Genomic DNA, 23,577 nt, shown 5'->3' with positions numbered 1-23,577 from the left:
TGGACTGACCAGTAACTCCATATATTCGGGTAGCGACAATAGAAATCCTCCAGCAAGTTCGGGAAAATACTAAATTTTCTTACAGGCCGGCACGAATTTTTTCTTACAGTCGTGTAGGAAAAAACCCTACAACATTTTCGGGCGGCGGCCAATTATTTGTCTTTTTTCCATAATTAGCAGGAATATCGTAATACTGGCCGAATATAAGCACATAATATCTCCACACGCCAGTAATTTAATACGTCAGGGAACAGGTGCACTGCTTAATAGGGAAGCCGGTCCAGTCCGGCGCGGTCCCGCCACTGTAATGGGGAGCAACCACACAATGCCACTGGGAAACCGGGAAGGCGTGGTGAGCGATGAGCCAGAGCCAGGAGACCTGCCTGTTCTAACACGCGCCGTTACGACCTACGGAAGATAGGCAGGTGGGTAGATAGGTATAACAATTATAAGTATTGTTATTATTTATACCCCCTGTTTTCAGGGGGTATTTTCGTGTCCAGCAAGACCCTCCGCCGGGGCATAACCACCGGCACCTGCGCCGCCGCCGCCGCCAAGGCGGCCGTCCTTGCCGCTCTCGGCCGCCCGGCCCTGACGGTCGAGGTCGCCACGCCGCAGGGCAACCTCATCCCCGTCGGCGTGGCCGCCAGCCGCGCCATCGATGGCGGCGGCAGCGCCGCCGTCGTCAAGGACGCCGGCGACGACCCCGACGTCACCGATGGCGTCACCGTCGCCGTAGACGTCGTTATCACCGCCGACGAGGCGATAGTCATCCTCGCCGGCGAAGGCGTCGGCACCGTCACCAAACCCGGCCTGGCCATGCCTGTCGGCCAGCCGGCGGTCAACCCCGGACCCCGCCTAATGATCGAAACCGCCCTCCGCGACGTGCTCCCCGCCGGCCGGGGCGCCGTCGCCACCATCGCCATCCCCGGCGGCCGCGAGCTTGCCGCCCGCACCCTCAATCCCGCCCTCGGCATCGAAGGCGGACTGTCCGTCATCGGCACCACCGGCATCGTCGAGCCCATGTCCGAGGAAGCGTGGAAAACCTCCCTCACCCCTCAGCTCAGCGTCGTCAAAGCCCTCGGCCACGACACCGCCGTCTTCGTCCCCGGCAAGATCGGCCAGGACATCGCCATAAACAAATGCCGCCTGCCCGCCGACCGGGTCGTCCAGACCTCGAACTTCGTCGGCCACATGCTTGAAAGCGCTGCCGACCAGGGGTTGCGGCAGATACTGCTCTTTGGCCATCTCGGCAAAATCGTCAAAGTCGCCGCCGGCATCTTCCACACCCACAGCCGCATGGCCGACGCCCGGCTCGAAACGCTCGCCGCGTACGCCGCCGCCGAAGGCGCCCCCCGCGAGGCGGTCGAGGAAATCCTCGCCTGCGTCACCACCGAAGCCGCGGTCGAGGTTATCGGCCGCTACCCCGTAGGCGGCGTCTGGCGCCGCCTGGCCGCGCAGGCCAGCAGCCGCGCCGCGCGCTTCGTCCACGGCCGGCTGACCGTCGGCACCGCCATCGTCACCCTCAAGGGCGATATCCTCGGCCGCGACGACCAGGCCGACAAAATCGGAGGCACTCTCGGATGGATCATAAAATAACCGTTATCGGCATCGGACCCGGCTCGCCCGACTACCTGCCCCCCATAGCCGCCCGCGCCATCGCCCGGGCCAAGGTGCTGGTCGGCGGCCGCCGGGCCCTGGCCGCCTTCGCCCCTGCGGGCAGCGAAACCTACCCCATCGGCGGCGACATCGCCGCTGTCCTTGCATACATCGGCCGCCGCCTGGCGGAAGGCGACGTCGCGGTCCTCGTCTCCGGCGACCCGGGCTTCCACAGCCTGCTCGCCGCCCTCCGCCGCGAATTCGGGCCCGGACGCCTCGAAGTCATCCCCGGCGTCAGCTCCGTCCAGCTAGCCTTCGCCCGCCTGGCCTGTCCCTGGCAGGACGCCGTCCTCGTCAGCCTCCACGGCCGCGCGGCCGCCGACGGCGCCCTCGACTACGCGCCTGGCAAAAAACTCGCCCTCCTCACCGACGCCGCCAACGCCCCGCACGCCATCGCCGGCGAACTCCTCGCCTGCGGCTGGCCGCCGGCCACCGCCGTATGGCTGTGCGCCGACCTTTCCTACCCCGGCGAACAGATCCTGGCGACCGACCTCGCCGCCGCGGCGGCCGGCGCCGGTTGCGAACACTGCGTGATGGTGGTGATGGCATGACCCCGGCCGTTCCCGGCATACCCGACCAGGAATTCATCCGCGGCGACATTCCGATGACCAAACAGGACGTCCGCATCCTCGCCCTCGTAAAAGCCAGGATCGGCCCCGCCGCCACCGTCATCGACATCGGCGCCGGCACGGGCTCGATAAGCGTCGAGGCAGCCCTGTTAGCCAACCGCGGCCGCGTTTTCGCCGTCGAGAAAGAAGCCGAGGGCGCGGCCCTAATCCGCGCCAACGCCGCAAAATTCGGCGCCGCCAACATCGAAATCGTCGCCGGCGCGGCCCCCGAAGCCCTCGCCGGCCTCCCCTCCGCCGACGCCATCTTCGTCGGCGGCAGCGGCGGTCACCTCGCCGCCATCCTCGCCGCCGCCGACCGGTTGCTCGTCCCCGGCGGCCGCCTCATCGTCACCGCCGTAACCGTCGAAACGCTTCACCAGGCGCTCGCCGACCTCGAAGCACGGCCAGGCTATCGAACCGAGGCCGCCTGCGTCCAGGTCACCCGCCTCCACAGGGCCGGCGGCAAGCACCTCTTCCAGGCCAACAACCCGGTGTACATCATAGCCTGCACCAAGGGAGGACCACAATGACCGGTAAATTCTACGGCATCGGCGTCGGGCCCGGCGACCCCGACCTGCTCACCCTCCGCGCCGCCGCCCTGCTCAAAACCGCCGACGTCGTCTGCATCCCCCGCTCGGCCGCCGACAACGAAAGCGTCGCCCTCAAGGTGGCCGGCGCCCACATCGGCCCCGCCGCGGAAATGATCGAAGTCTCCACCCCCATGACCCGCGACAAGGATCAGCTCGAAGCCGAATGGCGTCGCGGCGCCGAAAAAATTGCCGCCAGCCTCGCCGCCGGCAAAAACGTCGCCTTCATCACCATCGGCGACGCCATGCTGTTCAGCACCTACACCTACCTCCTCAAGCACGTCCGCGACCTTATCCCCGAAGTCGAAGTCGAGAGCGTCCCCGGCGTCACCTCGTTCGCCGCCGCCGCCGCCCACCTCGACCTCCCCCTTTCCGAAGGCACGGAAAAACTCGCCATCCTGCCCGCCGTCGACGACCCGGAGGCCCTGCGGCCGCTCTTAGCCGCCTTCGACAACGCCGTCCTCATGAAGGTCGCCGGCAAATACGAGCAAATCGTCGCCGTCCTCGGCGACCTCGGCCTCAAGGACAAAGCCGTCTTCGTCAGCCGGCTGGGCTACCCCGACCAGTTCGTCACCCGCGACCTCGACAGCCTCGTCGGCAAGAAACGCGACTACCTGTCGCTCATCCTGATAAAAAAGGGGGGACTCGGATGACAGTCCGCTTCGTAGGCGCCGGCCCCGGCGACCCCGAGCTCATCACCGTCAAAGGCCAGCGTCTCCTTGCCGCCGCCGATACCATCATCTACGCCGGCTCGCTCGTCAACCCGGCCCTCCTCTGCTTAGCCAAGCAGGACGCCGTCATCATGAACAGCGCATCCATGACCTTGGACGAGGTCATCGACGCCATCGTCCGGGCGACCGGCGAAGGCAGGGAGGTGGTCAGGCTGCACACCGGCGACCCCAGCATCTACGGGGCCATAAAAGAGCAAATGGACGCCCTCGACAAACGCGGCATTCCCTACGAGGTCGTCCCCGGCGTCAGCTCCTTCCTGGCCGCCGCCGCCGCCCTCCGCTGCGAATACACCCTGCCGGAAGTATCCCAGACCGTCATCGTTACCCGCCTCGAAGGCCGCACCCCGGTGCCGGAGCGCGAAAAACTCGCCGCGCTCGCCGCTCACCGGGCGACGATGTGCATCTTCCTCAGCGTCCACATGCTGGACAGCGTCGTCGACGAACTCACCGCCGGCGGTTATCCAGCCGACACCCCCATCGCCGTAGTCCAGAAAGCTTCCTGGCCTGACGAGAAAATCTATCGCGGCACCCTCGCCACCATCGCCCGCACGGTGGAAGAGGCGGGCGTCGACCGCACCGCCATGATCGTGGTCGGCCGCTGCCTGGACGGCGACTACGCGTTGTCGAAGCTCTACTCTCCCGATTTCGGGCATATGTTCAGGGAGGCAAAATGAAAACCGCAGTAATTTCCGTGACCGACAACGGGGCCCGCCTGGCGGCCGGCATCGCCGCCAAACTAACCTGCAAGATCGACCTCTACGCCAAGGCCGGCAGGGAGGGGGGGACGAAAGCGGTCACCTACGAAAGCCTGAGCGAGCTCGTCGCCGCGATATACAACAAATACAACGGGCTGCTCTTCGTCATGGCCGCCGGCATCGTCGTCCGCGTCATCGCCCCCCATATCCGCGATAAGCGCTACGACCCGGCCGTCGTCGTCATGGACGAAGCCGGCCGGCACGCCATCAGCCTCCTCGCCGGCCACATCGGCGGCGCCAACGAACTGACCCGCGTCTTCGCCGACGCGGCGGGCGCCGTCCCGGTCATCACCACCGCCACCGACATCCAGCACAAACCCGCCCCCGACGTGCTCGCCGCCCGTATCGGCCTGGAGATCGAGCCCTTCGACCAGCTCAAGCACATCAACGCCGCCCTCGTCGCCGGCAAACGGGTCGTCTTCTTCATCGACTGCACCCTGCCCAACCACGAGCACTACGTCAAACTGGCGGCCGAACAGTGCATCATGCTCGTCACCAGCGAAGACCTCGTCCACACCGACCGCTACGACGCCGCCGTGGTCATCTCCGACAAGGAGATGTACATGGTCAAGCCCCATATCTTCCTGCGGCCGGCCACCATGGCCGTCGGCGTCGGCTGTCGGCGGGGCGTGACCAGCGCCGCCCTGTTCACCGCCATCACCGACGCCTGCAAAAAGATCGGCCGCAGCGTCAAAAGCGTGGGCTCGGTCGCCACCACCGCCGTCAAGGACGACGAAATCGGCCTGCTGGCCATGGTGGAACAGATGGCAGTGCCCTTTCGGACATACAGCAACGAGCAGTTACAGCAATGCATCGAAAAAAACGGCCTCGAAACATCGCCTTTTGTAGAAGAACAGATTGGAGTGGGGAACGTATGCGAAGCGGCGGCTCTATTAGCGGCGGGAACGGACAGGCTCCTGCTGTGCAAAACGATCTACGACAAAATATCGGTTGCCATCGCCGAGGTCAAATCGCCGTCGTCGGTCTAGGCCCCGGCAGCCTCGCCGACATGAGCAAGCGCGCGGCCGACGCCCTCGCCGCCGCCGAAGTAATCGTCGGCTATGACACCTATCTCGGCCTCATCGCCGATTTTCTCCCCGGCAAAAAAATCATCGGCACCGGCATGACCCAGGAGATCGACCGCTGCCAGGCGGCCGTCGAGGAAGCCATGGCCGGCAGGCGGGTCGCCGTCGTATCCAGCGGCGACCCTGGCATCTACGGCATGGCCGGCCTGGTGCTCGAACTTGTCTTCAAGTATCCGCCGGCGCTCCAGCCCGTGGTCGATATCGTCCCCGGCATCAGCGCCATCGGCGCCGCCGCGGCGCTGCTCGGCGCACCCGTCATGCACGACTTCGCCGTCATCAGCCTCAGCGACCTCCTCACCCCCTGGGAAACAATCGTCAAGCGGGTCGAGATGGCCGCCGCCGGCGACTTCGTCATTGCCCTCTACAACCCCAAAAGCACCCGCCGGATAAGCCACATCGAGCAAGTGCGGGAAATCGTCCTCCGTCACCGCCCGGCGACCACGCCGGTGGGCATCGTCCACCACGCCAGCCGGAAGGACGAAAGCGTCGTCCTGTCCGACCTCGAGAACTTCACCCGCGAGCACATCGACATGTTCTCCCTCGTCATCATCGGCAACAGCCGCACCTATACCGCCGCCGGGCGGATGATAACCCCGCGGGGGTATTCGCTGTGATCGTCGTCCTCGCCGGCACCAGGGACGGGCGGGAGCTCGCGGCCGTCCTCGCCCGGCAGGGCTGGCCGGTCAGCGTCGCCGTCGTCTCCGACTACGGCCGCCGACTGGCCGCCACCCAGGGACTGACAGTCCATACCGGCTGCCGCGACACCGCCGGCCTGGTGGCCCTGTTCAAAACGGAAGGCGCCCGGGCGGTCATCGACGCCAGCCACCCTTACGCCGCCAACGCATCCCATAACGCCCAGGCCGCCTGCCAAGCCCTCGAACTGCCCTACCTGCGCTACGAGCGCCCGCCGGCGCTCCTGCCGCAGTACGACAAGCTCCACCTGGCTGCCGACGCCGCCGACGCCGCCCGCCTGGCCGCCGGCCTGGGGAAGGTGATCTTCCTGGCCACCGGCAGCCGTACCCTGGCAGTGTTCAAAAACGAACCGCTGCTGGCCGGCCGCCGCCTGATCGCCCGCGTCCTGCCCGAGCCCGAAGTCCTCACCGTCTGTAGGCGCCTGGGCTTCGCCCCCGCCGACATCATCGCCCTGCAGGGGCCGTTCTCCCATCAGCTCAACCTCGCCCTATACCGCGACTATGGCGCCGAAGTCGTCGTCACCAAAAACAGCGGCATCGTCGGCGGCACCGACAATAAAATCAGCGCCGTCGTCGAACTCGGCCTGTCCCTGGTGGTCATCGACCGGCCGGCGGTCGAGTACAGCCGCGTCGCCGCAGATTTCGACGCCGTAAGCGAATTTGTCAAGGAGGTCATGCAATGAAACAGGGAATCGTAGTCCTCGGCCACGGCAGCCGCGCCAGCGTCGGCGAAGCCAACCAGGTCGTATTCCAGATCAGCGACATCATCAAAGAGCGCCTCGGCAGCGATCTGGTGGAAACAGCCATCATGAACCGCAAATCCGGACTCGCCACCATCGAGGACGCCGTCGCCGGCCTCGTCGCCCGCGGCGCGGCCAGCATCGTCATCGTGCCGATGTTTTTCGCCAACGGCATGCACATCCAGCATGACATCCCCGAGGAAATCGCCGACCTCAAGAACCGTTTCCCCGGCGTTTCCGTAACCATGGCCGCCCACATCGGCCCCGACCCCCGCATCGCCGACATCCTGCTGGACCGCATCCGGGAGGCTGAGTAAGTGGACTTCATCACCGACCCCGGCCTGATCGAAGAGCGGAGCATGGCCATCATCGCTCCCCATCTCGCCGGCTTCGACCTGACCCCCGCCGCGGCCAAAATTTACTCCCGCATCATCCACGCCGCCGGCGACGTCGACTACGCCAACCACATCCGCATCCATCCCCTGACCGCCGAAGCCGCCGGCCGGGCCCTCAAAGGCGGCTGCGACATCTTCTGCGACGTCGAGATGGTGCGCACCGGCGTCAACCGGCGCCGCCTGGGCGAATTCGGCGGCAGCGCCCACTGCCTGATCGCCGACCCGGCGATCGCCGCCGCCGCCAAAAGCGCCGGCACCACCCGCGCCATGGCCGCGATGCGCGCCTTCGGGTCCCGCCTCCACGGTGCGGTCGTCGCCATCGGCAACGCCCCCACCGCGCTGTTCGAACTGCTCAAAATCATGGAGGAGACGGACATCCGCCCGGCGGCGATCATCGGCGTGCCCGTCGGCTTTGTCGGCGCCGCCGAATCCAAAGACCTGCTCGCCGCCACCTCCCCTGTGCCCTACATAACCGTTGCCGGCACCAAGGGCGGCAGCCCCATCGCCGCCGCCGCCGTCAACGCCATCCTCTACCTGCAGGAGTGAGCGCCGTGAACGCCGCAGCAGCCCCGCTTCTCATCTACACCGGCGACGGCAAGGGCAAGACCACTGCGGCTTTAGGGCTGGCGGTCGCCGCCGCGGCCTGCGGCCGGCGGGCGGTCGTCGTGCAGTTCCAGAAGGGCGGCGGCTACAGCGGCGAACTGTTCGCCCAGGTTCACCTGCCAGCCCTCACCATCCGTCAGTTCGGCCACGGCTGCGCCATCGCCGCCCGCATCAAAAGCGGCGAAGCCACCTGCCGCAAATGCGGCGAGTGCTTCCGCGCCAACCGGGACCCGGCCAACCCTTACGCCGCCCGGGCCCTCGCCTACGCGGCCGGCGCGCTGCAAGACGAACGGCCCGCCGTCCTCGTCCTCGACGAGATCAGCCACGCCCTGCGCCGCGGCCTTCTCAACCCCGGCCAGGTCATCGCCCTGATCGGTTCCCGGTCTCCAGAAACCACCGTGGTTCTCACCGGCCGCCACATGCCTGACGAGCTGATCGCGCTCGCCGACCAGGTTACTTACTGCCGCGCCGTTAAACACCCGATGAAAGATTTACACATCGACGCCCGCCGCGGGGTTGAGTACTGAACACTTGGGGGTCGTTGATAAACCCCCATCTGCGTTGTTAGCCCTCCGGGCGCTTGCTAGCGTACGTGCGAGTACGCGACCGAGCGCTTGTGCCATCCATGGCGCGCTCGGCACTAGGCCCATCCGGGGCCGTCGTCGCGGCGCGTCCTCGGGCTGCCTAGCATCTGGGGGTTTCTGAACGACCCGCACAATCCGCTTAAGAAAGGCGATATGCCGATGAAGCAGTTGCAGATTCCTAGAATAGTCATAGCCGGCACCAGCAGCGGCGTCGGCAAGACCACCATCGTCGCCGGCCTGCTCGCCGTCCTCAGGCAGCGGGGCCTGCGCGTGCAGTCGTACAAGGTCGGCCCAGATTACATCGACCCCGGCTACCACAAGCTGGCCAGCGGCGTGCCCGCCCACAACCTCGACACCTGGCTGGTGCCGGAGGACGAGCTCGTCCCCCTGTTCGCCAAAACCGCCGCCGGGGCCGACATCGCCGTCATCGAAGGCGTAATGGGCCTCTTCGACGGCGGCCGGGGCGGCATCAGCAGCACCGCCGCCATCGCCAGGGCGCTCGGCGCCCCCGTCGTCGTCGTGCTCGACGCCCGGTCGGCCGGCGAAAGCGTCGCCGCCACCGCCCTCGGCTTTGCCACCTATGACCCCGATCTCGCCATCGCCGGCTTCATCGTCAACCGTCTCGGTTCCGAAACCCACCGGGCCATCGTCGCCGAAGCCCTCGGCCGCCTCGGCCTGCCTGTCTTCGGTTGCCTGCAGCGCAGCGACAGCCTCGGCGTCGGCGAACGCCACCTCGGCCTTATTCCCGTGACCGAGCAGTCTGAGGCCGCCCTGCGCGTCGACCTCATGCGCGCGGCCGTAGACCGCGGCCTGGACGTGGACGCCCTGCTCCGCGCCGCCGCCGCCGCGCCGCCGCTCAGCGTGCCCGCGCCGGCCGCCGCCGCCGCCAAAACGGTGCGCATCGGCGTCGCCCGGGACGAAGCCTTCACCTTCTATTACCCGGAAAGCCTCGCCGTCCTAGAGGAACACGGGGCGGAGCTCGTACCCTTCAGCCCCCTGCGCGACCAGGCTTTGCCGGCCGTCGATGGCCTCATCATCGGCGGCGGCTTTCCCGAAATGTTCCTCACCGACCTGGCCGCCAACCGGCCCATGCACGAAGCCATCAGCCGCGCCGTACGCCGGGGTATGCCCGCTTACGCCGAATGCGGCGGCCTCATGTACCTTGCGAAGGAGATCGTCGCCTTCGACGGCCGTTCCTTCCCGATGGTCGGTCTCGTTCCCGCCGCCTGCCGCATGGAAAGCCGCCTGCAGACCGTCGGCTATGTAGAAGCAACAGCCCTCGGCGACAACGTCCTCTGCCGCGCCGGCGACATCCTCCGCGGCCACGAATTCCACTTCTCCCGCATGGAGCTAACCTGCCCGGCCGACGATTTCGACTGGGCTTTCCAGTTCCGCAAGATCCGCACCGGCAACGTCTACCTCGGCGGCTTCGCCGCCGGCAGCCTTTTGGCTTCATACCTCCACATGCACCTCGCCGGCAACCGCGCCGCGGCAGCCATGTTCGCCGCCCGGTGCCGCGCCTTCCGGGCGGCGGAAGGGGAAAAACGATGAGCGGCAAGATCGTCCTTGTCACTGGCGGCGCCCGCAGCGGCAAATCGGCCTTCGCCGAAAAATACGTCGCCGCCCTCGGCGTTCCCGTGGCCTACATCGCCACCGCCGAAACGCTCGACGCCGAAATGGCGGCCCGCGTCGCCCTCCATCGCGCCCGCCGGCCCGCCTCCTGGCAGACCTACGAGGCCCCCCGGGCGGCCCACCAGGCTCTTGGCCGGGCGGCCGAAGCCGCCGGCGCCGTCCTGTTCGACTGCCTCACCGTCTATGTTGCCAATCTCCTGCTCGACCCCGCCGCCGCCGCCACCGCGGAGGAACGGCACAGCCAGATCACGGGCGAAATCGCCAGACTGGCAGCCGCCGCCCGCACCGTATCCGCCACCGTCGTCTTCGTCACCAACGAAGTCGGCGCCGGTATCGTCCCCGACAACGCCCTGGCCCGCGAATACCGCGACCTGGCCGGCCTGGCGAACCAGCGGCTTGCTGCCGTCGCCGACGAAGTTTACTTAGTGGTGAGCGGTATCGCCGTTGATATAAAAAAACTTGCGACAACTATTCCAACCGTCTAGAAGGCTTTTTCAGGCGGGTAATATGAGGTACAACATGGCAAAATCAATCATGCTTCAAGGCACCTCCTCCCACGTCGGCAAATCCGTCCTCGCCACCGCCCTGTGCCGGATCTTCCGACAGGACGGCCAGCGCGTCGCGCCCTTCAAGGCCCAGAACATGGCCCTCAATTCGTATGTCACCAAAAGCGGCGGCGAAATGGGGCGGGCCCAGGTGGCCCAGGCCGAGGCCGCAGGATTGGAGCCGGCGGTCGAAATGAACCCTGTCCTCCTCAAACCGACCGGCAACGCTTCTTCCCAGGTCGTCGTTCTCGGCCGTCCGGTCGGCAACATGTCGGCCGTCCAGTACCACGCCGGCTACAGCCGCGAGCTGCTCGCCGTCGTCGAACAGTCGCTGCGCGCCCTCCAGGCCGCCTACGACGTCGTCGTCATCGAAGGCGCCGGCAGCCCGGCCGAAGTCAACCTCAAAGCCAACGACATCGTCAACATGCGGATCGCCAAGCTCGCGCCCGCCCCCGTGCTGCTCATCGCCGACATCGACCGCGGCGGGGCGTTGGCCTCAATCGTCGGCACCCTCGAACTCCTTGAGCCCGACGAACGCGACCTCGTCAAAGGCATCATCATCAACAAATTCCGCGGCGACATCGCCCTCCTTAAGCCGGCGGTCGACTTCCTCGCCGCCAGAACCGGCAAACCCGTCGTCGGCGTCATCCCCCATCTCGACGACCTCGGCATCGACGACGAAGACTCCGTCTCCCTCGACGACAAGCGGAGCGGGGCAGGGGAGGGGCGAGGGGCCGCAGACATCGACATCGCCGTCCTCCGCCTGCCGAAAATCTCCAACTTCACCGACTTCTCCGCCCTCGCCGGCGAACCGGGCGTCGCCGTCCGCTACGTTGCCGCCGGCCAGCGGCTCGGCAGCCCCGACCTCGTCATCCTTCCCGGCAGCAAAAACACCACCGAGGACCTCCTGTGGCTGCGCGCCCAGGGCTTCGACCGCGACATCGCCCGCCTCGTCGGCGCCGGCACCCCCGTTGTCGGCATCTGCGGCGGCTACCAGATGCTCGGCCGCGAAGTCCGCGACCCCGACCACACCGAATCGGCCCACGACCGCACCGCCGGCCTCGGCCTCCTCGACGCCGTCACCACCTTCGCCGCCGACAAAATAACCCACCAGGTCACCGCCGCCTGCGAAGCCAACCCCTTCCTCGGCCTGGGCTTCACCGCCGGCAGCCTCGCCGGCTACGAAATCCACATGGGCCGCACCGAATTCCTCACCCCCGCCACCGCCGCCTTCACCATCTCCGGCCGCTCCGGCGGTCCCGCCAGCGAACGCGACGGCGCGGTCCGCGACGACGGCCTCGTCATGGGCACCTACATCCACGGCATCTTCGACAACGACGACTTCCGGCGGGCAGTGATCGACGCCCTCCGCGCCCGCAGGGGCCTCGCCCCCCTCGCGGCCGGCGCCGACACCCGCGGCCACAAGGAGCGCAGCTACGACCGCCTGGCCGCCCACGTCCGCGCCCACCTCGACATGGACCTCATCTACCGCATCCTCGGTGCCCCATGCTGAGCACCGCCAAATACCTGCCCGGCCTCGCCCTCGTCCTCGACACCGTCATCGGCGACCCGCGGACGCCCTGGCACCCTGTGGTCCTTATCGGCAACCTCATCGCCGCCCTCGAAAAGCGCCTCCTGAGCCCCGCCGCCGCGCCGGGCGCCAAGCGCCTCGCCGGCTTCGTCCTCGTCCTCGCCGTCCTCGCCGTCAGCTTCGCCGTTTCCTGGGCGGCGCTGGCCGCCCTCGCCGCCCTTCACCCCCTGGCCGGTCTCGGCGGCGGCGCACTGCTGCTGGCCTTCGCCATCACGCCCCGCAGCCTGGCCGAAGCCGGCCGCGAAATTCAGACCCTGCTCGAAGCCGGCGACCTCGACGAAGCCCGGCGCAAGGTCGGCTGGATCGTCGGCCGCGACACCGCCGGCCTCGATAGCGCCGAAATAACCCGCGCCACCGTCGAAACGGTCGCCGAAAACATCACCGACGGCATCATCGCCCCCTTATTTTACGCCGCCCTCGGCGGCGCCCCCCTCGCCCTCCTCTACCGCGCCGTCAACACCCTCGACTCGATGGTCGGCTACAAAAACGACAAATATCGCGACTTCGGCCTGGCAGCGGCCAGGACCGACGACGCGTTCAACTACATCCCAGCCCGCGTAACCGGCGTGCTGGTAATCGCCGCCGCCTTCCTGACCGGCTGCGACGCCCGCGGCGCCGCCCGCGCCATCCGGCGGGACGCCGCCAGGCATCCCAGCCCCAACAGCGGCATCCCCGAAGCCGGCGTCGCCGGCGCTCTCGGCGTCCGGCTCGGCGGGCTCAACTATTACGGCGGCGTATCCTCGCAGCGGGCCACGATGGGCGACCCGCGCCGCCCGCTCGCGCCCGGCGACATCGCCCTCACCGTCAGAATGATGTACACCGCCACCGCTCTGTTCGCGGCCATAATTACCGTACTTATCGTATAATAACCACCGGGAGAGGAGGCCGGCGTCACCGCCGGGCGAACCATGGACAAATTTCTCACCGCCCTGCAGTTCCTCACCCGCATCCGGCTCGTCAGCCAGGACACCGTGGCGCCGGAAACCTTCGGCGCCGCCGTCAGATACTTCCCCCTCGTCGGCGCGGTCATCGGCGCCATCCTCGCCGCGGCCTGCCGCCTTGCCGACCACAACCTGCCCATCCACACCCTCGCCGCCGGCCTCATTCTCCTGGAAATCTTCCTCACCGGCGGCCTCCACTGCGACGGCCTCATGGACAGCGCCGACGGCCTCATGTCCGGCCGCTCCCGTGAGCGGATGCTGGAAATCATGAAAGACAGCCGGGTGGGGGCCCACGGCGTCATCGCCTTCGTCGCCCTCATCCTCGTCAAATGGTCGCTGCTCCTCGACCTCCTGACAGCAAGTCCCGCGCCGGCGGCTCCCCTCGCAGCCCTCTTTGCCATGCCGGTGCTGGGTCGACTGGCAATGGTTATCGTCATAACGTCATATCCTTACGCCAGGCCGGAGGGCATCGGCAAAGCCTTCGCCGTCTACGCCGGCCGTCCCGCCCTCTACATCGCCGCCGCCACCGCCGCCCTGCTCGTCGCCCCCCTCGGCCCGGCCGGTCTGGCCGCCCTGGCCACGGCCGCCCTTTTCGCCGTAGCCTTCGGCCGCTACGCCACCCGCGCGCTCGGCGGCCTCACCGGCGACACCTACGGCGCCGTCGCCGAAACGACCGAAGTTATCGTGCTATTAATCTTCGTTCTCTTCAGGAACAGCTGCTTCTGGTAAACGCCTAACCAGGGCGAGGCGAGCGGTGGGAAGCCACTCCTCGCAGCCCGACGATAAAATTCGCGCGTGGCCGAGTCGCGGCGTACGCAACAGGGGAATAATCTATATGATGACAGCAACCGTCCGCGCTCCCGGCTCGTGCGGCGAACTCGTCCAGGGCACCCTGGACGGCGTCAACTTCCTCATAACCTGCCCGGTCGACCTCTACGCCGAGGTCACCGTCGCCCCCGGCCCCGCCGGACCGGCGGCCGCCGGCGACAAAACCGTCACCGCCGTCCTCCGGACATGGGATTACCTCGGCGTCGCCCGAGAACCCTTCGCCGTCGCCGCCCGTTCCGACCTGCCCCAGGGCAAGGGCATGGCCTCGTCCAGCGCCGACATCGCCGCCGCCTGCCAGGCGGCCGCCCTAGCCGCCGGCCGTCGCCTCGCCGCCGCCGAAATCGCCGACATCGCCCTCGCCATTGAACCGACCGACGGCATCTTCTTCCCCGGCATCGTCATGTTCGACCATGTCCGCGGCCTCATCCGCCGCCCCCTCGGCGCCCCGCCGCCCATGAACGTCCTCATCTTCGACGCCGGCGGCCGCATCGACACCCTTGAATTCAACCGCCGCGCCGATCTGGCCGCCCTCAACGCCGTCAAGGAAGACGTAGTCCGCCGGGCGGTCGACCTCGTCAGCCGCGGCCTTGCCACCGGCGACTGCGCCCTCATCGGCCAGGCCGCCACCCTCAGCGCCCTCGCCAACCAGGCCATCCTCGCCAAACCCGCGCTCCCCGACGTCATCGCCATCGCCGGCCGCCACGGCGCGGTCGGCGTCAACACCGCCCATAGCGGCACCGTCCTCGGCGTCCTCTTCCCCGGCCGGCCTGCGCCCGCCGCGGCCGAAGCCTGCCGGGACGACATCGTCCGTGCCTGCCCCGGCCTCCGCTTCCTGGGCGTCGCCAGCCTCATTTCCGGCGGGCTCACCGTCATCGAGGAGGGAAGCCGATGAACACCCCCGGTCCGTTCGAACACGGCGGCAACATCTACGCCGCCGCCCGTCTAACCGGCGCCGCCCCCGGCCAACTGCTCGACTACAGCGCCAACATCAACCCCCTCGGCCTGTCCGCCGCCGTCCGGGACGCCGTCCGGGACGCTCTCGACAGCGTCATCCACTACCCCGACGCAACCGCCGCCGCCCTCAAAGACGCCATCGGCCGGCGCTACGGCGTCGACCCCGGCCTCGTAACCTGCGGCAACGGCGCCGCCGAATTGCTCTATGTCCTCTGCCAGGTTCGCCGTCCCCGCCGCGTCCTCCTCGCCGCCCCCACCTTCAGCGAATACGAGCGGGCCGCCCGGGCCGCCGGCGCAGCCGTCGGCTATTTCCCGCTGGCGGCGGACGACGGCTTCCGCCTCGACCCCGACGCCTTCGCCGCCCGTCTCGCCGGCGTCGACATCGCCTTCCTCTGCAACCCCAACAACCCCACCGGTAGGCTGCTTACGCGCGGCGAGGTCGAACCGATCGTCGCCGCCGCCGCCCGCGCGGGCGCCTGGGTCGTTGTCGACGAATCCTTCCTCGACTTCCTGTCCGACGCCGCCGGCTTCACCTGCCGGCCGTTGCTCGCCGCCTATCCCAACCTCATCATCCTCCAGTCGCTCACCAAATTTTACGCCATCCCCGGCCTGCGCCTCGGCTTCCTGCTCGCCGAACCGGCGGTAGGCGACATCCTGGACCGCGCCAAAGACCCCTGGAACGTCAACACTCTCGCCCAGGCCGCCGGCGTGGCCGCCCTGGACGACGAAGCCTACCGCGCCGCCAGCGTCGCCGCCGTCGCCGCGGCTCGCGCGGAGTTAATCCCCGCCCTCGCCGCCCTCCCCGGTCTCCGGCCCTTCCCGGCCAGCGCCAACTTCATCCTCGCCCGGCTAACAGGCGCCACCGCTCCCGACCTGCGCAGGACCATGCTCCGGGACGGCATCCTCATCCGCGACTGCAGCAACTACCCGGGGCTGTCGCCCGCCTACATCCGGCTGGCCGTCAAGCTGCCGGCGCAAAACGCCGCGCTCCTGGCCGCGCTGGAAAAAAACCTCAAGGATGGTACCGCATGACGAAAATAATCCTCGTCCGCCACGGCGAAACCGTCTGGAACAAAGAACTCAAATACCAGGGCCACACCGACACCGACCTGTCAGACGAAGGCCTCCGCCAGGCCGAACTGGTCGCCGACCGTCTCGCCGACGAGAAAATCGACGCCGTTTACGCCAGCGACCTGCGCCGCGCCTGCATAACCGCCGAAGCCATCGCCGCCCGCCACGGCCTGCCTGTCACCTGCATGCGCGACCTGCGCGAAATCCTCTTCGGCGAATGGGAAGGCCTCACCTACGAAGGCATCAGCGGCAGGTGGCCGAAAGAATACACCCAGCTCTTCACCCGCACCGAAGAAGTGCGCATCCCCGGCGGCGAAACCTTCGGCGAGCTCAAGGAAAGGGCCGCCGGCGCCATCGCCAGCCTCGTCGAACGCCATGACGGCGAAACCGTCGTCGTCGTCTCTCATGGCGGCACCATCCGCACCATCATCTGCGCCGCCCTCAACATCCACCTCAACCACGTCTGGGACATCCGCCTCGACAACACCTGCGTCAGCATCATCGAATACCACAAACAGCGCTCGATCGTCACCCTGCTGAACGACATCCACCACCTGCGCCCTTGGGTGTCTTTACTCCAAACGACGCATAAACCGTAAAAAGAGGGCCATAGCCCTCTTTTTCGTTGCCGCCGGACAGCCGATTTTCCCCGTCAGCCCCAACGGAAATTCGCCGTCCTTACCTTCCGCGCCGCCGGCCGGCGGATGTATAATTAAGAACAGATAATACCGTCCCGTGCCCACAAAAGCGGCACGGCGGGGCGGGGGAGGGCAACCATGGCCGACAGGCAACCGACCCGGGAAACGATGGACAAGCTGGCCGAACTGGCCGGCGGCGCCGCACTGCTCTACGCCGGCGACGGCACGCCTATCGCCAGGGCCGGCGTCTATCCGGCCGACCGTGAACCGTCCTTGGAAGAACTGCGCTCGCTGCTGGGCGAAGACGACATCCGGGCCGTCGCCGGCGACGGCGTCATTACCGTCATCCTCCGGCTGGGAGCGGGTATCCTCGTTCTCGACAACCGCCGCCAGGTGGAAAACCACCTTCAGTTCCGCCGGATAATCGAAGAGTCCCTGCCCTACATCGCCCAGGTCGCCGGCGGCGACGCCGTGCTGTTCGACGAGCGCGGCATCAGGGTCAGGGCCGCCCATCCCGACGGCAGCCCCAACCCCGGCGCCCTCGGCGTGCTCACCCACCTCTGCCGCCAGGTCATGAGCGAACTCAGGCCGAGCGTCGGTCCCTCCGTCATGACCCCCGGCGCCACCGCCGTCCGCATCCCCCTCACCCCCGAATACGGCCTCGCGTTCAACAACCAGCACGCCAGCAAACAGCGTCAGCGCCTTCTCGACAACGTCAGCCACTACCGCTACGCCCGCTATCATATCGAGGACATCGTCGGCCAAAGCCCGGCGATCGCCAAAGCCCGCAACCTCGCCCGCGACGCCGCCCGCTCCCAGTCCACCGTCCTCATCACCGGCGAAACCGGCACCGGCAAGGAATTGTTCGCCCAGGCCATCCACAACCTCGGCAGCCGGGCGGCCCAGCCCTTCGTCGCTATCAACTGCGGCGCCATCCCCGCCGAGCTCGTCGAAAGCATCCTGTTCGGCTACGCCGAAGGCGCCTTCACCGGGGCGCGCAAGGCCGGGCAGGTCGGCGCCTTCGAGCAGGCCAACGGCGGCACCCTTTTTCTCGACGAAATCAGCGAAATGCCCTACCACCTCCAGGTCAAGCTGCTGCGGGCGCTCCAGGAGCGCGAAGTCACCCGCCTGGGCGACAACAAGGCCCTGGCCGTCGACGTACGGGTCGTCGCCTCGACCAACAAATCGCTCCTCGACCTCATCCGCGACGGGAAATTCCGCCCCGACCTTTACTTCCGCCTCAACGTCATCGAAATCCTCATTCCGCCCCTCAGGGACAGGATGGAGGACGTGCTCGCCCTCACCGACCACTTCATGAAAAAGTATTCCGCCATGATGGGCAAAAGGGTGCAGGAGATAACCCCCGCTGCGATGCGGGCCCTGTGCTCCTATGACTGGCCGGGCAACATCCGCGAGCTGCAGAACAGCCTCGAATACGCCTTCAACATCATCGGCGCCGGCTGCCGCTCCATCGCCCCCGAGCACCTGCCGCCAGCCGTGACGGCCGGCGGCGATAGCGACGCGGCCCTCTCGCCCTATGACGAGCACATGCGCCGCGCCGAACGCGAAATCGTCCACCGGGCCCTGGAACTGTGCGGCTACAACAAGGCCGAGGCCGCCAGGCGGCTGGGCGTCAACCGCACCACCCTCTGGCGGATAATCGCCCGTCACGGCCTCGACAAACACGACTAATGTTCATTATTGAACGATGTTGCAAAAATGAACACCATGCTTCCCCCGGAGCGAATAACGAAATTCTTAGGCAGAAAAGGCCGCGAGCGTTCAGAAATGAACGCTCGCGGCCTTTTCTGCGCCCGGCCAGCCCCCGCCTACGGGGTGAAAAGCCCTGTTCTGCCTGGCCTGGCACGTATTATGCAACACCTGCCGGCGAACAGACGAGAGGGGGTAAACAATGCTAACATCCGAACGACTCCGCCATCCGGCGCTGCTCGACAAGGTCGTCACCGCCGACAAAGCCGCCGCCCTCATCGGCGACGGCATGACGGTGGGCGTCAGCGGCTTCACCCCGTCCGGATACCCCAAGATGGTCGCCAAGGCTCTGGCCGCCGCCGTCAGGGCCGGCCGCAAATGCCGGGTCAACATCTGGTCGGGGGCCTCGGTGGGGCCGGAAATCGAGGAGGAACTGGCCGCCGCCGGCGCGGTCGCCCGGCGGGCGCCCTACTACGCCGCCTCCAACAAAAGCACGCGCGACGCCATCAACAGCGGCGACATCCGCTACACCGACGTCCACCTCAGCCATTTCGCCCAGCAGATCGACTACGGCTTCCTCGGTCCGGTCGACGTCGCCATCGTCGAGGCCGTCGCCGTAACCGCCGACGGCGGCCTCGTCCTCGGCCCCGGGGTCGGCAACACGCCGATGCTCGTCAAGCACGCCGCCACCGTCATCGTCGAGGTCAATACCGCCCAGCCCCTGGAGCTCGAAGGCATGCACGACATCTTCATCCAGCCCCGGCCGCCCCGGCGGCGCGAGATACCCATCTACGGCACCCTCGACCGCATCGGCTCACCTTACGTAGCCTGCGGCCTCGAACGCATCGCCTGCATCGTCGAATCCGACATCCCCGACAAAGTCCGCAACCTCGAACCGCCTGACGAGCTCAGCGAAAAAATCGCCGCCAACCTCATCGGCTTCCTCGAGCACGAACAGCGGCGCGGCCGCATCCCGCCCGAGATGCTGCCCCTGCAATCGGGTGTCGGCAGCATCGCCAACGCCGTCCTCGCCGGGCTGGCCAAAGCGCCGTTCGAAAACCTCCACATGTACTCCGAAATCCTTCAGGATTCCGTCTTCGCCCTCATTGACGCGGGGAAGGTCGTCGCCGCCTCGGGCTGCGCCTTCACCCCGTCGCCGGGAGTCCTGGAACGCTTCCGGCGCGACCCCGCGCTCTACCGCCGCGCCGTCGTCCTCCGGCCGCTCGACATCAGCAACCACCCCGAAGTCATCCGGCGGCTTGGAGTCATTGCCCTCAACACCCCGCTCGAATTCGACGTCTACGGCCACGCCAACTCCACCCACGTCATGGGCACCCGTATGATGAACGGCATCGGCGGCAGCGGCGACTACATGCGCAACGGCTACCTCACCGTCTTCACCGCCGAGTCGGTCGCCAAGGACGGGGCCATCTCGCGGATCGTCCCCATGGTCAGCCACTGCGACCACACCGAGCACGACGCCATGGTCTTCATCACCGAGCAGGGCGTCGCCGACGTCCGCGGCCTTTGCCCGCGCGAGCGGGCCCGCGTCATCATCGCCAACTGCGCCCACCCCGACTACCGCGAGCCGCTTTTAGCATACGTCCGCGCGGCCGAAAGGGGCGGCGGCCACACCCCGCACGACCTTGAGCGAGTCTTCGGCTTCCATGTCAGCTACAACCGCACCGGCACGATGAAAAACCAGCAGAGGGGGCCAACAAATGGCTAACGAAAACGAACTGGCAAAACTCGAACAATCTCTGGCAACCTGGCAGAAGAAAGTCGAACAGAGCCTGGCGAAATTCCCCGAGCGCGGCGCCTTCGCCGCCAACCGGCTTTACACGCCGCTCGACACCGCCGGCAAAGATTACGCCGCCGACATCGGCCTGCCGGGCGAATATCCGTTCACCCGCGGCATCCAACCCACCATGTACCGCGCCCGGCTGTGGACAATGCGCCAGTACGCCGGCTTCGCCTCCGCCGAGGAATCCAACCGCCGCTACAAATACCTCCTCAGCCAGGGCCAGACCGGCCTGTCGGTCGCCTTCGACCTGCCCACCCAGATCGGCTACGACTCCGATCACCCGCTCGCCCAAGGCGAAGTCGGCAAAGTCGGCGTCGCCGTCGACTCGCTCGCCGACATGGAGGCCCTCTTTGACGGCATCCCTGTCGACAAGGTCAGCACCTCCATGACCATCAACGCCCCCGCCGCCGTCCTGCTCGCCATGTACATCGCCGTCGGCGAAAAACAGGGCGTCGCCCCCGCCCGGCTCAGCGGCACCATCCAAAACGACATCCTCAAGGAATACATCGCCCGCGGCACCTACATCTTCCCGCCCACGCCCTCGATGCGGCTCATCACCGACACCTTCGCCTACTGCTCGCAGCACATCCCCAAGTGGAACGTCATCAGCGTCGGCGCCTACCACATCCGTGAAGCCGGCTCTACCGCCGTGCAGGAGGTCGCCTTCGCCTTCGCCAACGCCATCGCCTACATCGAAGCCGCCCGCGCCGCCGGGCTCAAAATCGACGACTTCGCCCCCAGCATCTCCTGGATCTTCACCGCCCACCTCGACCTCTTCGAGGAAGTCGCCAAATTCCGCGCCGCCCGCCGCCTGTGGGCCCGCATCATGAAAGAGCGCTTCGGCGCCCACGACCCCAAGTCCCAGATGCTCCGCTTCCACGTCCACACCGCCGGCAGCGTCCTCACCGCCCAGCAGCCCGACAACAACACCGTCCGCATCACCTGGCAGGCCCTCGCCGCCATCCTCGGCGGCACCCAGTCACTCGCCACCTGCGCTCGCGACGAAGCCATCGGCCTGCCCACCGAGGCTTCGGCCCGCATGGCCCTGCGCACCCAGCAGCTTTTGGCCCACGAGAGCGGCGCCGCCGACACCGTCGACCCCCTCGCCGGCTCCTACTACGTCGAAAGCCTCACCGACGGCATCGAGCGCCAGGCGCGCGAATACATCGCCAAAATCGACGCCCTCGGCGGCGCCCCGGCGGCCATCGAAAAAGGCTACATCCAGCGCGAGATGGCCGAAAGCGCCTACCGCTACCAGCGCGCCATCGAAACCGGCGTCCGCACCGTCGTCGGCGTCAACAAATTCGCCGCCGCCGAGCCACAGGCCGCCGATTTCCTCCAGGTCGACCCCACCGTCGGCGAACATCAGAGCGCACGCCTCGCCGTCCTTAGGGCCAAACGGGACAACATCAAGGTTGCCGCCGCCCTCGATGCGTTGCGGCGCGAAGCGGCCGGCGACGCCAACCTCATGCCCTGCCTCGTCGACACCGTCAAAACCTACGCCACCCTCGGCGAAATCTGCGGCGTCCTGCGCGAAGCCTTCGGCGAGTACAAAGCCGAAGCCGATATATAGGGAAGGGAGGGAGAGGCATGAAGAACATCCGCGTGCTTGTCGCCAAGCCCGGCCTCGACGGCCATGACCGGGGCGCCAAGGTCATCAGCCGCGCTCTGCGCGACGCCGGCATGGAAGTCATCTACACCGGCCTCAGGCAGACCCCCGAGCAGATCGTCGAAACCGCCCTCCAGGAAGACGTCGACGTCGTCGCCCTCAGCCTGCTGTCCGGCGCCCACACCCATCTCTTCCCCAGGGTGGTCGAGCTGCTCCGGAACAAGGGCCTTGGCGGCATCCTCGTCATCGGCGGCGGCGTCATCCCCGAAGCCGACATCCCCGCCCTCAAGGCGGTCGGCGTCGCCGAGATATTCACCCCCGGCGCCAGCACGGCCGCTGTCGCCGAATTCATCAGGAATAACGTCAGACAGGAGTGACAGACATGGCGACCCGCGAACTGGCCGCCTTCACGGCCGGCCTCAGGTACGACAGCCTATCCCCCGCCACCCGCCTCATGGCCCGGCAATGCATCCTCGACTGGCTGGCCTGCTGCATCCGCGGCTCGGCCGAGCGGCCGGGGCAGATAATCAGGCGGGTCGTAGCCGCCCAGGGAGGCAGGGAGGAGGCCACCGTCTTCGGCGCTGCCCCCTTCCGCACCACCGCCCTCCAGGCCGCCCTCGCCAACGGCGCCTTCTCCCACGCCCTCGACATGGATGACCTCCACAACGCCTCCATCATCCACCTCGGCACCGTCGTCGTGCCCGCCGCCCTCGCCGTCGCCGGGCAGACCGGCGCCTCCGGCCCCGCCCTCATCGCCGCTATTGTCGCCGGCTACGAAGTCGGCGCCAGGGTGGGGGAGGCGGTCAACCCCGAAGCCTACTTCTACTGGCACACCACCGGCACCGCCGGCACCTTCGGGGCGGCGGCCGCCGCCGCCAGCCTCCTCGGCCTTGACGCCGAACAGACCGCCCATTGTCTGGGCTCCGCCGGCACCCAGGCCGCCGGTCTGTGGGAATTTCTCCGCGAAGGGGCGATGAGCAAAACCCTCCACGCCGGCAAAGCGGCCATGAACGGCATCCTGGCGGCCGTCCTCGCCCGCGAGGGCTTCACCGGCGCGACCGCCATCCTCGAAGGCGAAAAAGGTTTCTGCCGCGCCGTCTCCCCGGTCCCCCGGCTCGAAAAGCTTACCGCCGGGCTGGGCGGCGGCGCTTACAAGATCGACGAGAACTCCTTCAAGCCCTACGCCGCCTGCAAGCACTGTCACCCGGCCATCAACGCCGCCCAGCTCCTCCTTCGCGCCCCCGGCTTTGACATCGGCCGCGTCCGCTCGATCGTCGTCCACACCAACTCCGTCGCCGCCAACCTCGTCGACAACCCCGCCCCCCAAAACGCCTATGGCAGCAAATTCAGCCTCCAGTACTGCATCGCCGCCGCTCTCCGCTTCGGCCGCGTCGGCGTCGAGGAATTCGCCCCCGGCCGCGCCGGCGACGGCGAACTCCGGCGCCTGATGGGCTGCGTCGCTATCGAGGTCGACCCCGCGCTCGACGCCGAGTACCGGCGCAACCCCGGGAAATGGTCCGCGACGGTCTGCGTTACCATGGACGACGGCGAACGCTGCCAGCAGTTCATCGCCTACCCCAAGGGCGACCCGCAGAACCCAGTGTCATACGCCGAAACGGAGGACAAATTCCGCTTCCTCGCCGGCGGCGTCTGTCCGGAGATCGTCGATGACCTGCTTAAAACTGTCGCCGGCCTGGAAACGCTCGCCTGTGTCGCCGGCGCTTTCCCCGGATAACGCTTCCCTCTTCCCCCGCAGCTGCAACGGCGCCGCGGGAGAACCTGTTCCCAACGAAAAAGGAGAGCCTGGTAAAAACC

24 protein-coding genes and 1 riboswitch are annotated in these 23,577 nt (G+C 67.4%); all 24 genes read left to right on the top strand.

The genetic code is table 11. The features are described from left to right. Positions 1-235: 235 nt before the first annotated feature. Positions 236-402, top strand: a riboswitch (cobalamin riboswitch). Positions 403-495: 93 nt separating this feature from the next. Continuing rightward, positions 496-1,599, top strand: a complete 1,104-nt coding sequence (gene cbiD / locus Q4T40_10890) for a cobalt-precorrin-5B (C(1))-methyltransferase CbiD (protein MDT8901751.1) — start codon at positions 496-498, stop codon at positions 1,597-1,599. Beyond that, positions 1,584-2,210, top strand: coding sequence for a precorrin-6y C5,15-methyltransferase (decarboxylating) subunit CbiE (cbiE, locus tag Q4T40_10885; GenBank protein ID MDT8901750.1), 627 nt, complete (start codon positions 1,584-1,586; stop codon positions 2,208-2,210). Before cbiD ends, cbiE begins: the two co-directional genes overlap by 16 nt. After that, entirely contained in the window at positions 2,207-2,797 is a 591-nt protein-coding gene (gene cbiT / locus Q4T40_10880) for a precorrin-6Y C5,15-methyltransferase (decarboxylating) subunit CbiT (protein ID MDT8901749.1), read from the top strand. Before cbiE ends, cbiT begins: the two co-directional genes overlap by 4 nt. After that, positions 2,794-3,507, top strand: a complete 714-nt coding sequence (gene cobI, locus Q4T40_10875; protein MDT8901748.1) for a precorrin-2 C(20)-methyltransferase — start codon at positions 2,794-2,796, stop codon at positions 3,505-3,507. The genes cbiT and cobI overlap by 4 nt, the downstream gene beginning before the upstream one ends. Beyond that, positions 3,504-4,259, top strand: coding sequence for a precorrin-4 C(11)-methyltransferase (gene cobM, locus Q4T40_10870; protein ID MDT8901747.1), 756 nt, complete (start codon positions 3,504-3,506; stop codon positions 4,257-4,259). The genes cobI and cobM overlap by 4 nt, the downstream gene beginning before the upstream one ends. After that, the gene (locus tag Q4T40_10865; protein MDT8901746.1) at positions 4,256-5,329 is read left to right on the top strand and encodes a cobalt-precorrin 5A hydrolase; all 1,074 of its coding nucleotides are present in this window, start codon (positions 4,256-4,258) and stop codon (positions 5,327-5,329) included. The genes cobM and Q4T40_10865 overlap by 4 nt, the downstream gene beginning before the upstream one ends. A 20-nt stretch (positions 5,330-5,349) precedes the next feature. Beyond that, positions 5,350-6,039, top strand: coding sequence for a precorrin-3B C(17)-methyltransferase (gene cobJ / locus Q4T40_10860; protein MDT8901745.1), 690 nt, complete (start codon positions 5,350-5,352; stop codon positions 6,037-6,039). Beyond that, a complete protein-coding gene (gene cobK / locus Q4T40_10855; GenBank protein ID MDT8901744.1) occupies positions 6,036-6,800 on the top strand; it encodes a precorrin-6A reductase in 765 nt (254 codons plus the stop codon). Before cobJ ends, cobK begins: the two co-directional genes overlap by 4 nt. Beyond that, positions 6,797-7,174 carry a CbiX/SirB N-terminal domain-containing protein gene (locus Q4T40_10850; protein ID MDT8901743.1) on the top strand — a complete coding sequence of 126 codons (378 nt, stop codon included), beginning with the start codon at positions 6,797-6,799 and terminating at the stop codon, positions 7,172-7,174. Before cobK ends, Q4T40_10850 begins: the two co-directional genes overlap by 4 nt. Then, entirely contained in the window at positions 7,175-7,798 is a 624-nt protein-coding gene (locus Q4T40_10845) for a precorrin-8X methylmutase (protein MDT8901742.1), read from the top strand. 5 nt (positions 7,799-7,803) lie between these two features. Then, a complete protein-coding gene (locus Q4T40_10840; protein ID MDT8901741.1) occupies positions 7,804-8,382 on the top strand; it encodes a cob(I)yrinic acid a,c-diamide adenosyltransferase in 579 nt (192 codons plus the stop codon). 216 nt (positions 8,383-8,598) lie between these two features. Then, positions 8,599-9,990 carry a cobyrinate a,c-diamide synthase gene (locus Q4T40_10835; GenBank protein ID MDT8901740.1) on the top strand — a complete coding sequence of 464 codons (1,392 nt, stop codon included), beginning with the start codon at positions 8,599-8,601 and terminating at the stop codon, positions 9,988-9,990. Continuing rightward, positions 9,987-10,556: a bifunctional adenosylcobinamide kinase/adenosylcobinamide-phosphate guanylyltransferase gene (gene cobU, locus Q4T40_10830; protein MDT8901739.1), complete on the top strand. Its 570-nt coding sequence runs from the start codon at positions 9,987-9,989 to the stop codon at positions 10,554-10,556. Before Q4T40_10835 ends, cobU begins: the two co-directional genes overlap by 4 nt. A gap of 34 nt (positions 10,557-10,590) precedes the next feature. Beyond that, a complete protein-coding gene (locus Q4T40_10825; GenBank protein MDT8901738.1) occupies positions 10,591-12,129 on the top strand; it encodes a cobyric acid synthase in 1,539 nt (512 codons plus the stop codon). Then, positions 12,123-13,073: an adenosylcobinamide-phosphate synthase CbiB gene (cbiB, locus tag Q4T40_10820; GenBank protein MDT8901737.1), complete on the top strand. Its 951-nt coding sequence runs from the start codon at positions 12,123-12,125 to the stop codon at positions 13,071-13,073. Before Q4T40_10825 ends, cbiB begins: the two co-directional genes overlap by 7 nt. Positions 13,074-13,115: 42 nt before the next feature. Continuing rightward, on the top strand, positions 13,116-13,877 hold the full coding sequence (gene cobS, locus Q4T40_10815) for an adenosylcobinamide-GDP ribazoletransferase (protein MDT8901736.1): 762 nt from the start codon (positions 13,116-13,118) through the stop codon (positions 13,875-13,877). A 106-nt stretch (positions 13,878-13,983) separates the two neighbouring features. Continuing rightward, positions 13,984-14,868, top strand: a complete 885-nt coding sequence (locus Q4T40_10810; GenBank protein MDT8901735.1) for a GHMP kinase — start codon at positions 13,984-13,986, stop codon at positions 14,866-14,868. Beyond that, positions 14,865-15,962 carry a threonine-phosphate decarboxylase CobD gene (gene cobD / locus Q4T40_10805; protein ID MDT8901734.1) on the top strand — a complete coding sequence of 366 codons (1,098 nt, stop codon included), beginning with the start codon at positions 14,865-14,867 and terminating at the stop codon, positions 15,960-15,962. The genes Q4T40_10810 and cobD overlap by 4 nt, the downstream gene beginning before the upstream one ends. After that, positions 15,959-16,600, top strand: coding sequence for an alpha-ribazole phosphatase (gene cobC, locus Q4T40_10800; protein ID MDT8901733.1), 642 nt, complete (start codon positions 15,959-15,961; stop codon positions 16,598-16,600). Before cobD ends, cobC begins: the two co-directional genes overlap by 4 nt. Positions 16,601-16,777: 177 nt before the next feature. Next, positions 16,778-18,331: a sigma 54-interacting transcriptional regulator gene (locus tag Q4T40_10795; GenBank protein ID MDT8901732.1), complete on the top strand. Its 1,554-nt coding sequence runs from the start codon at positions 16,778-16,780 to the stop codon at positions 18,329-18,331. A gap of 220 nt (positions 18,332-18,551) precedes the next feature. Beyond that, entirely contained in the window at positions 18,552-20,078 is a 1,527-nt protein-coding gene (locus tag Q4T40_10790; GenBank protein ID MDT8901731.1) for a succinate CoA transferase, read from the top strand. Next, positions 20,071-21,726 carry a methylmalonyl-CoA mutase family protein gene (locus tag Q4T40_10785; GenBank protein MDT8901730.1) on the top strand — a complete coding sequence of 552 codons (1,656 nt, stop codon included), beginning with the start codon at positions 20,071-20,073 and terminating at the stop codon, positions 21,724-21,726. Before Q4T40_10790 ends, Q4T40_10785 begins: the two co-directional genes overlap by 8 nt. 17 nt (positions 21,727-21,743) lie before the next feature. Continuing rightward, a complete protein-coding gene (locus Q4T40_10780; GenBank protein MDT8901729.1) occupies positions 21,744-22,139 on the top strand; it encodes a cobalamin B12-binding domain-containing protein in 396 nt (131 codons plus the stop codon). Positions 22,140-22,144: 5 nt separating this feature from the next. Further along, a complete protein-coding gene (locus Q4T40_10775; GenBank protein ID MDT8901728.1) occupies positions 22,145-23,497 on the top strand; it encodes an MmgE/PrpD family protein in 1,353 nt (450 codons plus the stop codon). Positions 23,498-23,577: the final 80 nt, after the last annotated feature.

It is taken from the genome of Selenomonadales bacterium 4137-cl (assembly GCA_032334055.1).
Lineage (GTDB): Bacteria > Bacillota > Negativicutes > Sporomusales > UBA7701 > Anaeroselena > Anaeroselena agilis.
The sequence above is the reverse complement of the archived record's forward strand: the minus strand, read 5'-3'. Positions and strand labels throughout refer to the sequence as shown.